Source organism: Vibrio sp. 1-1(7) (assembly GCF_013048485.1).
Classification (GTDB): domain Bacteria; phylum Pseudomonadota; class Gammaproteobacteria; order Enterobacterales; family Vibrionaceae; genus Vibrio; species Vibrio fujianensis.
The window spans coordinates 1,309,314-1,321,935 of sequence record NZ_VHSP01000001.1; the positions used below are offsets into that span (position 1 = coordinate 1,309,314).

The window sequence follows — 12,622 nt, forward strand, 5'->3', positions numbered from 1 at the left end:
AATAATTCATTTCACTTGTTACTATCTATAAAAAATGGAGATACTAACAATGTTTAAAATTAAAAAAGGGAAATTTGGATTATTTGATAACATCATCATTAGCAATCCAAATTATGGAATAGAACTGCATATCATTAATGAGTTTGGAGCGATAGTGAATAAATTCACAGTAAATCATAGTCCATTCTCATTTATATCCGGCTATCAAAATAGTGATGAATTACTTAATTTTCATCCCTATTATTCACGCAGTGCTAAACTCTTTCCTTTTCCCAATCGCCTCAATCAAGGCCGCTATCATTACGCGGGGAGTCATTATCAGTTACCCGCTAACTTCCCTTGGTCTGAACATGCCGTACATGGCTTGCTCTACAATCAACCCTTTACACTCATTCATTCCAATGCCACAAAACAAGATGCAGAAATTACACTTCGCTTCACCACCCCTTGTCTGCATCCGGGATACCCTTTTGCCTTTCAGTTAGATATAAGGCTCCATATCACGACCGATGGCTTATTAAGCTGCACAACCACTGTCGAAAACCAAGGGCAATCCCCCTTACCTTTTGGTGATGCTTGGCATCCTTACTTTTCATTGGGCGTTCCGCTTAACCAGTGCGCTCTAACCATGCCAGCGTGCAATGAGGTAAAGCATGTTAACGATCTTCCCAATGGAGAGTTCCAACCTTACTGCCAATTTGCTCATGGTGCGTCTCTCAAGAATGTCGCTTTAAATCACTGTTTTTCATTCGATAGCCATCAACCGATTCCATTAACTTTCCATCGAAACGATCACTCTGCCGAACTGCTTTATCAACAAGATCCTAGCTATCCTTATCTTCAGCTCTATACCCCAAATAACGAAGCCTCTATTGCAATTGAACCTATGACATGCCCTGCTGATGCCTTTAATAATCAACTCGGGTTATTAGAACTTGCGCCACATCAGCAACAAATATTTCATTGGCAATGCCAAGCCATATACCGAGCTTGATTTGGGCATCGTAAGGGCACCTTTGTGCCCTTTTATTATGCACCTAATATTACTTCAATATAATGTTCACCATCAGTAAATACGGGAGCTTTATTGCCTTGAATCGCCACACCATCAACTCGCATCTCTACACCCCCTTTACTCACCCCATGCGGGTTTAGCACATGAATGTCATACTGAGCTCCTCGAAATTGGCGGCGAACGTTAAATTGAGGCCAATCACAGGGAATACATGGGTCAATCACTAGGCCATCAATCTCAGGACGAATCCCCAGTATCCATTGAGTGCCAGCGACATATGTCCATGAAGAAGTCCCCGATAACCATGCATTACGTCCAAGGCCAAATTGTGGATGTTCATCACCCAATATGTTTTGTGGATAGCAATAAGGCTCTGATTCAAAAACGTCTATCTGATCGTTTTTCGACGCTGGGTTGATTTGTCGATAATACTCATAAGCGCGATCACCATTGCCCATTTTGGCTTCAGCGATCATGACCCATGGGTTCGCGTGTAAGAAAATTCCCCCATTTTCTTTCGCCCCTGGTGGATAGGTAGAAATACCACCAAGATCAGGATCAAACCCGTTATAACCCGGTGTTGACAGCTTAATACCGTTCGCCGTATTTAATTTTTTATAGACAGAATTGAGGGCTTGCGTTGCTCGCTCTGGCGTAGCAAACCCTGAAATAACTGGCCAGCTTTGTGCATTTGTGTAGATCTGCCCTTGCTGATTGAGATGAGAACCAACAGGCGCACCTTTTTCATCAAAATAACGGATAAACCACGCACCATCCCAACCATATTGATTAAAAAGACGCTGCATTTTTTCATATTGAGCCTGATAGTGTTGCGCGAGTGAAACCTCTCCACGAAGTTCACACAGGTCAAGCATATCTAATAAGGCTTTACCATACATATTAGCGACCATTAATGACTCAGCCCCAGTAGGTAAGTTCACGGTATCGTTCCAATCGGCAAATCCCAGTAAGGGGAGCCCATGCTGACCTGTATGCGTTTCGGTAAATAAGAGAGCACGGCATAAATGATCCCATACCGAGCCTGTTTCGATAGGCTGCCCTTGCTTATCTTTTTGATAATAGGGGATGTTGATATTTAAGAAATCCGCATTGCCAGTTTCTTTAATATATTGAGTCACCGCATAAATGATCCATAAATGGTCATCGCCATAATAATCGGGCCTATCTTCTTCCTCACGAGAATCCCCCCCATTGGCCTCCATTGTGGAAGGAAAGAATTGGTGCATCGCAGAGCCATCGATATTTTGAACCGACAATAAGCGTTCAATAAATTCACGGGCCTCTTCTGGCATATGGGCTATCACACCGAGAATATCTTGTGATGAATCACGAAACCCAATGCCACGCGCTCCATACCCCAATTGATAGAGAGATAAATAGCGTGACCAGTTTTTGGTGGTATGACACTGACGAGGATTATGCACATTCAGCATAGAGTTCATTGCAGGATCGGGAGTTTCAACTTGAAGTGTCGATAAGTACTCCTCCCAGAATATCGCAAGATCCGCAAATGCCTTATCGACCTCAGCATGGTTCCGATACTTGGCCAAGATAGGCTGCGCAACCTCAAGACTTTCCATCTGTGTCAATTGCACAACCGTACGCTCAGTTTGTTGTGGTTTTATCCAGCCTAAACGTAGGTTTAAAGCGCCGATATTGTCACCACGTAAGCATTCACTATTCGTCAACTCAAGATGATTCAAAGCCTCAGGTGACGCCCAGCCCCCATAGCCTAAGTTGCCAAGAAATTTTTGACGATCACCATCAAATGAAGTGGCAGGGCGATCAGCCGTTAATAAATTCACCGCATAATCTCGCTTCATAAAAGCGTATTGCTCCAACACCGTATGTCCACTTTCTTGCTGGTGAGCTTGTAAGATCATGGTCTGGGGAACCCAATCAGCATTGACCAATTGCTTTAATGCATCAAAATGGGTGAATTCAAAAACAGGCACTACATCAATATGTAATTCTTCCCCTGAGATATTGGTCACTTTAATATCTTGGAGCAAAACCGGATCATGTTTGGGTACAAAAAAGGTGCTTTCACATCGAATACCATAAGCCTCAGCAACGATAGTGGTATAAGACAGCCCTGTATGGTTTTCAAACTTATCCAACGGTGTCAAGGTCGGCGTATAAAATGGAGAAAAAATCGTGACTTTCCCTTCTTGATTACGCACCTTTAGATACAGCGTTGAGCCTTTAAAATCGGAGTTTGGCAGCTGGGCGATATATTTGGTGATGCGATTGAGTGCTGGGTCCCCCTTACACAACAGCACTCCACCATTACTATCCACCAAGCCGCCAAAATTTAACGTACCCACATAATTACACCATTTAATCGGGGTACACGGTGTGGTTGCGACGTATTCTTTATTCTTATCGTCAAAATATCCAAATTTCATCATCACTCTCCCTCGCCTCTTCCAAAAAGAAGAAGCAAAATACTGTTTAATCCATCAATGCTATTAAGCTAACTGGGGATAACTAACTCGCCAAAGAGTTTTCACTTAAGGCATCAAATAAGTGAATCGCATCCAGATCCAAATGCAGTGTTAGCTCATCAACGGTCACTTCGGCCGCCTGTGTTTCCACCATCAATGGCTGGCCTGCAATTTCTGTTTTCAAAAGAATGCTCGCTCCCAGTAGCTCTTTATCTTTAATTTTTACTGGGAAAGGCAATACACGGTTATGGTCAACCTGCTCTGCTCGTAAATGAATATCGGTTGGGCGAATACCTAAATGCAGCGCCAAATTTTTGGAAGCATGCGCTTTAAATCGATCAGGAAGTGGAATATGAATATTGCCAAGCTCAATATAAAATACATTATCTTGATTAATGAGTTTGGCATCCAACATATTCATTGATGGGCTGCCAATAAATTGGGCAACAAATTTATTAGCAGGCCGCTGAAATACATCCGTTGGCGTCCCTACCTGAGCAACATAACCATCTTTAAGTATCACGATTCGATCAGCCAGTGTCATGGCTTCAATTTGATCGTGCGTGACGTAAATGGTGGTGGTTTTTAATTCACGGTGAAGATGCTTAATTTCTTCACGCATTACACCACGCAGTTTGGCATCTAGGTTAGAAAGTGGTTCATCAAATAAAAAGACTTTCGGTGTCCGAACCATAGCTCGCCCCATCGCCACCCTTTGTCGCTGACCACCAGATAACTCTTTCGGTTTTCTATCCAGTAAAGGTTCCAGCTCCAGCATTTTAGCGGCTCTGCGAACTTCAACATCAATATCGGCTTTTGCCATGCCTTTAAGTTTTAAAGCAAAAGCGATATTTTCGTAGACGGTCATATGGGGATAAAGCGCATAACTTTGAAAGACCATGGCTAAATCTCTGTCTTTCGCATCCACTTTATTAATTAATTTATCCCCGACATAAATATCACCAGAGGTAATCGTTTCAAGCCCAGCGAGCATACGTAATGTGGTCGATTTTCCACAACCAGAAGGGCCAAGAAAGACCACAAACTCACCATCATTCACGGTAAAATTAAAGTGCTTAACCACATCAACCTTACCAAAGGATTTTTTAATATTTCTAAATTCAACTTTAGCCATTACTTATTCTCCTCTGCGCGCTCTAACAGCATATTCTGATAAGCAATAGCGCTATTTTTCAGTGTCCGTTCTTGTGTTTGATAGTCGACATAAACCATGCCAAAACGTTGGCAATAACCAAATGCCCATTCAAAATTATCCATTAAACTCCAAGCAAAATAGCCATCAACTCGAACTCCAGCTTCTATTGCTTTATCCACCGCATTGAGATGTTCTTGAAAATAGCGAACACGCTGCTCATCATTCACTTGCCCATCAATACACTGATCATCATTCGCCGCGCCATTTTCCGTAATATAAATAGGTGGCAAGTTGCTATAGCGCTCTTTTAAGCGTACCAGAAGATCCGTTAAACCTTGCGGGTAGATTTCCCACCCAATATAAGTATGTTCACTCTCTGAGTGTTTAACCGTTTCGATATCACCGCTCTCGTTATAACGTACGACGTTGCGTGTATAATAATTAATTCCAATGTAATCAACAGGCGCTGAAATAATGTCGAGATCGCCTTCCAATATCATGGGCATATTGGCCTGTTGCCGATCAACAACTAATGAGGGATATTCCCCTTTTAATACGGGATCAATAAACCAATGATAATTTTCTGCATCAGAATAATTAGCCGCGCCTTGATCTTTCTCACGATGAGGGTAAGCCGGTGAGGCATTAAAAACGATACCATGTTGGGATTTGGGAGCATTCTTGCGCAAAATGGGCATAGCCAAACCATGACCAAGCATCAAATGATGCGAAGCCAAAAAGCCCTCGCGTTCACCTTTTATTCCTGGGGCATGAACGCCCCAACGATAGCCGAGAAAAGCCGCGACAAAGGGTTCATTTAATGTGGTATAAACGTCAATTTTATCGCCAAAGTAGCGGCTCACAACATCGGCATAATCAGCAAACTTATAGGCAGTTTCACGGTTAAGCCATCCTCCTTTATCCTCTAAGTATTGGGGAAGGTCCCAATGATAAAGGGTAACGTAGACTTTCATACCACGAGCATGGCACTCATCAATGATCTGCTCATAAAAATGTAAGCCTTGCGGATTAATTACCCCGTCCTCTGGTAGAATACGGGGCCAAGCGATGGATAAACGGTAAGCATCCACGCCTAAGTTACTAATCATTTCAATATCTTGCTTCCAACGGTGGTAATGATCACACGCAATGTCACCATTATCGCCTTTATCGACTTTTCCCGGTCTTCTACAAAATGTATCCCATATCGAAGGAGTCCGCCCCCCTTCTGCAACGCCCCCTTCAATCTGATAAGAGGAAGTGGCAACACCGAAAACAAACGCTCTGCTGCGTAACGGAGAAGCTTTGGGAAGTTCATATTTATTCATTTTCATAACCTTTAAATCTAACCTTTTACTGCACCAGAGGTGAGACCACTGATCATCTGTTTCGAAGCAAATAAGTAAGTCACTACTAAGGGTAAAATCGAAATGGTGGTTCCCAACATCACCGCCCCCCAAGGGGTATTTGGGATCCCTTGAACACTTCGAAGGGCTTGGGTAATCACATAATTTTCAGGTGTGGTTAATACCACCAGAGGCTGCATAAACATGTTCCAGAAAAACACAAATTGTACGATAGCCAAGGTAGCCAAAGCGGGTTTCATCAAGGGCAACACCACGCTCCAATAAGTTCTTAACTGACCGGCACCATCTAATTTCGCCGCTTCTAATAACTCTTTAGGAATGGAAGCCACTACATGTTGACGCATAAGAAAGATGCCAAAAGGCGTTGTAGTAAACGGAAGCCAGACAGCAATATGGTTATCCAGTAAACCGATAAACTTAATAATCATGAAGTAAGGAATTAAGCTCAATACAGGCGGAATCATCATTGACCCGACTAGCATACCAAACAGTATCTTTTTTCCTCTAAATTGAAACACGCCAAAAGCGTACCCACCCATACTGCAAAATAGCAGTGAGATGCTTGTCCCCAGAAAGGCCACATAAATAGAGTTAAACATCGCCTGCCAAAATGGCATGATCTCTTGCAATCTTGCGTAGTTGATCGCCAAGCTATCTCCTATCGCAAAACTGATCCCTGTCCCAAAAATTTCCGTGCGATCACGCGTTGACAGCAGAGCCGACCAAACAAAAGGAAATACGGTGACAATGGCAGAAATAATAAGGATCACGGCTAAAATCACCATCAAGACTTTCGTCAGTACTTCAATGGCTCTATCACTCAGCTTCAATGTCATTAAAGGTGAAGCTTTCTTCGCTATATAATCTGTAGACATCTTACTGCTCTCCTAACCCTTTCTTGCCAAAGAAGAAAAATTGAACCATGGTACATGCAGCTATCAGTGCAAAGAGCAGCCAAGAAATTGCCGAGGCCGTCCCCATCTCTAACCACTCCCAACCCACTTTGTAGAGATACATAGAAATGGTTAACCCGGATTGCCCCGTTCCCCCAGTTCCTCGTGTCAGTACGAAAGGTTCTTCGAATAACTGTAAGTTACCAATGATCGTCATCGTGACAGCAAAGAACACAAAGGGGCGAATCATAGGAAGTGAGACATACCAAAAACGACGAACAGCATTTGCACCATCCATGCGAGCCGCTTCCAGAATATCTTTAGGAATCGTCATTAACCCCGTGGTATAGAGCACGATGTTGAAACCGGTATATTTCCAGAACACCATGATAGCAATGGAAGGTTTTACCAATGTCGCGTCATCAAGCCAGCGGATAGGCTGAAAATCGTTGACCCACGAAAATGCCCAACCGAATACTGTACTATCTGCTAGCACGATTAAGCTTTGGTTAATGATCCCAGACGTTGGCGAGTACATGTTGAAAAAGATCAGTGAGGCAGCCACCGTCGAGGTGATATAAGGTAAAAAATAGGCAGAGGTTAACCAATGGCGTAAACGATCCCCCATTGAAACTAGAATATAAGCAACAGGAATAGCAATTAAGTGCTGAGCAACGCCTGAAGTAATGGCTAACCAAAACGTATTTTTTAATGAACGCCAGAGCCACGGATCGGTTAACGCAATGTGATAATTCTCAAGTCCCACATACTTCATTGCATCCAAACCTTCCACAGGATTCCAAGCATGGAAAGAGAGATACACGGAAAAAAGTAAAGGAAAAATGCCAAAAATAGAAAAAATACACAAAAATGGCAGTAGAAAACCGTACGGTGTAAGCGCTTTCAAATTAAGATTAAAAAAACGATTAACCGACCATTTTCCCATGCTATTACTTGCTAAAAACTTCATCATAACGACCTCTTACGCAGGGAAGCCGATTAAATAAGCTTCCCTGAAAAATTCATTCTTAAAGATTACGTGTGCGACGCAAAATTAAACGTTCGGCTTCTTTTAGTGCCGTTTTGATGTCTTTGTCTTCATCCAGAACTTCCATCAAGGCATTCTCAAGCACGATGGAACGAGCAACATGATCACCTCTTGCCGGTTGTACTGGCTTAATATTTTTAGCGACATCAGCAAAAACTAAACGTGCTTTTTGCCCACCGAGAAAAGCTACTTCTTCTTCAAATAAGACATCATCGTAAGTCGTTACATTGGCAGGGAAGGCCGCTATCGTTTCAAAGTGTTTTAATTGAACTTCACGATCGGTTGTCATGTATTCGATCAATTTCCACGCTTCATCTTGGTGATCAGACTGAGTAGGAATCGAGAGAAAAGAGCCACCCCAACTGCCGTAGATACCATCTGGCAAATGTGATACGGCCCATTTACCGGCCGTATCTGGCGCAATCCAGTTATTTAAATGACCAAGCAACCAAGCGCCGGATAACTGAGTCGCAAAAGTGGCATTACGAAAACCTTCATACCATTCGTTAGACCAAGCAAGAATTCGACCATCCAGCCCTTTATCACGTATTTCTTTAGCCACTTCAAACGCATGAACAAAACGTTCTGAAGTCACCACCGGGTTGCCAGCTTTATCAAAATAAAGCCCTTCACCTTCAGGAACCGTTGTAAAAATAATCGCTTGAGCAACATCTGCCGCTGATGGAATTAACTGAATATTTAACGCTTTCAGCTTCTCGCCTGCGGCAATATAAGAATCCCAGCTTTTAATCACTTCATTAATATCGATTCCGGCTTGTTTAAAAACATCCGTTCGGTAATACATAACTCCGGGCCCTAAATCCACCGGAATACCGTACATATCACCATCTGCACCTTTACCTTGAGCCCATGCATAAGGGGCAAAACGTTCTTCATATTTATCGGCTCCATATTGTTTAGATAAATTGACAAGGCCACCAGAAGCAACGAAAGGTCCAATTTTTTCTACATCTACAACAATCACATCTCCAGCTCCAGAACCTGTAGCGAGGTTAGTGGTTAACTTTGTATGATGATCACCATGATTATTCATTAAGTAATCCACCTTTATTCCGGTCTTCTTTTCAAAATCCGGTAATAATACTTTTAGGCTACTGTCAAAATCAGGGAACCCGTCAAAACGAATGGATTGATTTGCCGCCGTCGCGGTTGCAGCAAGCCCTAAGGCAACGGCACTGGATAGCACGAGAGTCTTAAGTTTCATCATTTATCCTTAAATATTTATAGAGTTTTAAGTAAGTCCTTGACGGAATTCCTCACCACTAAAGCGGGTGAAAGTTTAAAATTCACATCACATTTATTTTTATTAAGTTTTTGAATGGTTAACTGCACAGCTTCTGTACTCATTTCTTCAATAGGAAAATTAACCGTGGTTAATCCTGGTGTGAGGTAACGAGTAAACAGAATATTGTCAAAGCCAACTAAAGAAATATCCTCAGGAACTGAAAATCCTTTTCTTTTCAACACTTCAAATGCGCCAAATGCCATGTGATCATTGGAAGCAAAGACAGCGGTAAATCGCCCCCCTCGTTTTAGCAATTTCTTCATGGCGCTAACGCCCGTTTCTTCCGTAAAGCCCGCTTCCAGCACCAGTGCATCACGGTATTCCAGCCCCGCTTCTTCTAAAGCGCGTCGATACCCTTGTAATCGCCCCCGTGCATCGGACTTATCAAGAGGCCCGGTAATACAAGCTATGTATGTATGCCCCATTTGTAAGAGGTACTGAGTCGCTAACTTTCCACCCTCCTCATTGTCAATATCGATACAACTGGTGAGCATTTCAGGAATCACTCGGTTGATTAGGACAATAGGAACGCCCCGCTCTTCTAAAGCGATCAAATAGTCATCACTTAATTGTTGCGTATGGAGGATCAGCGCATCCACTCGGCGTCCAAGTAAAAATTCCACCGACTCCCGTTGACCTTGCTCGGTATTTGACCCTGCAGTCACAACGGCGTGATACCCAAAGCGACGTAAATGCCCTTCAATGCTGTGTAAAATGCCAGAGAAGAACGAGCCCCCCAATTCTGGAACCACAATACCAACGCTCCCCGTTCGGCTAGACGCTAAAGCTTGAGCGATGGAATTAGGGCGATAACCCAGCTCTTTAATGGCTTTTTCAACTTTCAACTTCTTATCATGGCTAACGCGAGTTGTTCCATTCACCACTCTTGAGACGGTTGCTTGAGAAACGCCAGCTAGTTCGGATACATGCTTAATAGTGACCAAGAGAACCTCATACTTGAAATCGCTTACAAGGTAAGTATTCAAGATCCGCGTTCAATGGAATGTGAGGTTAATCACGGGAAAATCTGGCCTAACTTTGATAATTCCGCAAAAATTGAAAGCCCTTGCAGTTTCATTTCACACCATGAAAGAGTTTCATGGCATACCGTTCATCAATAAATACAAATAAAAAATCACAAAAAATTACATAAACTAATGGATATAAATAATATTTCCTTACTCGATACACTTAGGTAACGTAAATAATTCCGTGAGTTGCGCTTGATGATCAGCCATTTTTTCAAGGTGTTGACTGTGTGCACTTAATTGTTTGGAACGGAGTAAATTTTGATTGGCGAGCACCTGTATATGGTTCACATTGTGCGTCACTTCTTCAGCTACCGATTGATGCTGGGTCGTTGCCGAGGCAATTTGATGGCTGCGATCTTCTATTTGATTCAGTTGTGCATGTACGTGACTCAGCGATACGCTGACATCATTAGTATGGGTAATGCAATTAGCCATATCACTAACACAGGTGGTGATTTGCTTAACGGCTAAAGCAGCACAATGTTGTAACTGTTCAATTTTAAGTTGAATTTCTTGGGTACTTGCGGTTGTTTTAGCGGCTAACACTCTGACTTCATCCGCCACCACAGAAAAACCTCGACCTTGCTCTCCGGCCCTCGCCGCTTCGATGGCGGCATTCAGCGCTAACAAATTGGTTTGCTCAGAAATACCAGAAATGACATCAAGAATCGATTCTATCCCCACACTCTCACTTTCTAGCTGGTGGATGGTTTGGGTTGAGTCATTAAGACGCTGTGATAACTGGTTCAATAGTTGAACATTTTTCTGCATCATGGCCTGCCCAGAAGTGGAATCCCCCACAGAGGCGGTCACTATGGCTAATGTTTGATTGGCTGAACAAGCGATGTTATTTACCGCTGATTCAATTTCCTCCATTGCTGTTGCTATCAATGCCGTTTGCGATGTTTGTTCAGCGATGGTGAGATTTAACGCCTCGCTCGTTTGCTGGTTCTCTAATGAGGCACCATTTAACTGAGTCGCTGATCCTCGTATTTGCCTGATGATATGAGACAAATCATCAATGACTAAGTTGACTTTGGTTGATACTCTACCGAGTTCATTATTTGTGGATAATTGGATTCTTTGAGTCAAATCCTTCGAGGCTACTTTATCAAGAACCTCTTGCAAGCGTTGACTTGGCTTACGGATCATATTGGCAATACTGAGCCCAATCAATAACGCCATGACGACTGAAACTAATGACACAATAATGAGAGTCATCAATGTTTTTTCTGCTTGGGAGGACGATTCAAGATAGCGCAGCTCAGCAGTTTGGGCCGCATAGGCTGACAAGGCATCAATATTTTTCAATTGAGTGTCAATATCCTGTTTTATGCTTTCTCGTTGACGCTGTAACTGGTCATAAAGCTCAACAACCTCGACATGTTGAGCCAATGTTCCACTTGGAGAAAAAATTTGCTGTTCCAACAGTGTTAACGATGCTTCACTTTGCTGAAAAAATGCTGGCGATGAAGATTTAAACTGTAAGATAGCCTCATCAAATCGCTCTTTTCGGCCATTAAAACGGCGTTCTATCGCCCGAGTTTCCATGACATCTTGTAATGAAAAGGCCTCATTGACTTCTCCAAGCAGTAGCCCAACTTGTGTAAGAAGTGCTTCCACCACTTCACGTTCTTCATCATGCGTTGTTTTTGCAAGGTTACCGAGTAAATTACTATTTAACTGAATAGCGAGAGATTGAAACAACGTTTGTTGGTAACTATTTTCTTCTCTCAATTCAAGATAACGTGCATAATTCTCTAAGATCTGAGTAATATTCCTAAAACTTTCATTTGTTTTCTCTTTTATTTTTATTAGAAAATCAGGAATCCCCGGATCCTGACTTGCTTTCGTTTCAAACCAGTCAAGCTGTTTTTTATAACGTTGCACACTCAAATTCACCGCGTCTTTTAAAGGCTCAAGCTCATCGATATACATGGCAGACAAGTATGAATTCAAACTTCGATTAATATTTAAAAAACGAATGGTCAGCTCACCTGAATGTAGCATCAGAGGAGTAGACTCTTGTGTCATAAATTCTATATTAGATGTTAACTTCTCATTACCACTAAATAAAACCACAGCAGAAAATAACATCATAAAAATAATAACAAAAAATCCCAAATAAACTCTAGAAACAATCAAATTAAGCGACATATCATAACTCTTTATTATTTTAAGGATAAAAAATGGCACTTACATGCCAAAATTACAAAGAAGAGAAAAAGTTAACAACGATAATATCCCCCTAACACTATTTCTCAAATCATCAAAACCTCATAACGCAAATTGTATATAATGAAAAAAATGAAAAGTAAGTGATATTTCACATTTAAAA

Annotated in this window: 9 protein-coding genes; 1 reads left to right on the forward strand and 8 read right to left on the reverse strand. The window is 42.1% G+C overall.

All coding sequences use genetic code 11. From position 1 onward, the window contains the following. The first annotated feature begins 49 nt into the window (after window positions 1-49). The gene (locus FKN05_RS06035; RefSeq protein ID WP_170887092.1) at window positions 50-994 is read left to right on the forward strand and encodes an aldose epimerase family protein; all 945 of its coding nucleotides are present in this window, start codon (window positions 50-52) and stop codon (window positions 992-994) included. A 35-nt stretch (window positions 995-1,029) separates the two neighbouring features. On the opposite strand, the gene FKN05_RS06040 is transcribed toward FKN05_RS06035, so the two are convergent. The 8 genes from FKN05_RS06040 to FKN05_RS06075 all read right to left on the reverse strand — a co-directional run bounded on the left by FKN05_RS06040 (window position 1,030) and on the right by FKN05_RS06075 (window position 12,441). Then, complete coding sequence (locus tag FKN05_RS06040; RefSeq protein ID WP_170887093.1) at window positions 1,030-3,447, reverse strand: glycoside hydrolase family 94 protein; 2,418 nt, start codon at window positions 3,445-3,447, stop codon at window positions 1,030-1,032. Between the two features lie 79 nt (window positions 3,448-3,526). Beyond that, window positions 3,527-4,618 carry an ABC transporter ATP-binding protein gene (locus FKN05_RS06045; RefSeq protein WP_170887094.1) on the reverse strand — a complete coding sequence of 364 codons (1,092 nt, stop codon included), beginning with the start codon at window positions 4,616-4,618 and terminating at the stop codon, window positions 3,527-3,529. Next, window positions 4,618-5,967: a GH1 family beta-glucosidase gene (locus FKN05_RS06050; RefSeq protein ID WP_170887095.1), complete on the reverse strand. Its 1,350-nt coding sequence runs from the start codon at window positions 5,965-5,967 to the stop codon at window positions 4,618-4,620. The genes FKN05_RS06045 and FKN05_RS06050 overlap by 1 nt, the downstream gene beginning before the upstream one ends. Before the next feature lie 17 nt (window positions 5,968-5,984). Beyond that, window positions 5,985-6,842, reverse strand: coding sequence for a carbohydrate ABC transporter permease (locus FKN05_RS06055; protein WP_524540895.1), 858 nt, complete (start codon window positions 6,840-6,842; stop codon window positions 5,985-5,987). Between the two features lie 40 nt (window positions 6,843-6,882). After that, window positions 6,883-7,869: a carbohydrate ABC transporter permease gene (locus FKN05_RS06060; RefSeq protein WP_170887246.1), complete on the reverse strand. Its 987-nt coding sequence runs from the start codon at window positions 7,867-7,869 to the stop codon at window positions 6,883-6,885. A 58-nt stretch (window positions 7,870-7,927) separates the two neighbouring features. Next, a complete protein-coding gene (locus FKN05_RS06065; protein WP_170887247.1) occupies window positions 7,928-9,172 on the reverse strand; it encodes an extracellular solute-binding protein in 1,245 nt (414 codons plus the stop codon). A gap of 17 nt (window positions 9,173-9,189) precedes the next feature. Then, window positions 9,190-10,197 (reverse strand): LacI family DNA-binding transcriptional regulator, encoded by a 1,008-nt coding sequence (locus FKN05_RS06070; protein ID WP_170887097.1) that lies wholly within the window; start codon window positions 10,195-10,197, stop codon window positions 9,190-9,192. A 234-nt stretch (window positions 10,198-10,431) separates the two neighbouring features. Then, window positions 10,432-12,441 (reverse strand): methyl-accepting chemotaxis protein, encoded by a 2,010-nt coding sequence (locus FKN05_RS06075; RefSeq protein ID WP_170887098.1) that lies wholly within the window; start codon window positions 12,439-12,441, stop codon window positions 10,432-10,434. Window positions 12,442-12,622: the final 181 nt, after the last annotated feature.

Bases quoted from the DNA above. Each gene is read 5' to 3' on its own strand.
- FKN05_RS06060 (WP_170887246.1), bottom strand. From the start codon at position 7,869: ATGAAGTTTTTAGCAAGTAATAGCATGGGAAAATGGTCGGTTAATCGT.
- FKN05_RS06040 (WP_170887093.1), bottom strand. From the start codon at position 3,447: ATGATGAAATTTGGATATTTTGACGATAAGAATAAAGAATACGTCGCA.
- FKN05_RS06065 (WP_170887247.1), bottom strand. From the start codon at position 9,172: ATGAAACTTAAGACTCTCGTGCTATCCAGTGCCGTTGCCTTAGGGCTT.
- FKN05_RS06045 (WP_170887094.1), bottom strand. From the start codon at position 4,618: ATGGCTAAAGTTGAATTTAGAAATATTAAAAAATCCTTTGGTAAGGTT.
- FKN05_RS06075 (WP_170887098.1), bottom strand. From the start codon at position 12,441: ATGTCGCTTAATTTGATTGTTTCTAGAGTTTATTTGGGATTTTTTGTT.
- FKN05_RS06035 (WP_170887092.1), top strand. From the start codon at position 50: ATGTTTAAAATTAAAAAAGGGAAATTTGGATTATTTGATAACATCATC.
- FKN05_RS06050 (WP_170887095.1), bottom strand. From the start codon at position 5,967: ATGAATAAATATGAACTTCCCAAAGCTTCTCCGTTACGCAGCAGAGCG.
- FKN05_RS06055 (WP_524540895.1), bottom strand. From the start codon at position 6,842: ATGACATTGAAGCTGAGTGATAGAGCCATTGAAGTACTGACGAAAGTC.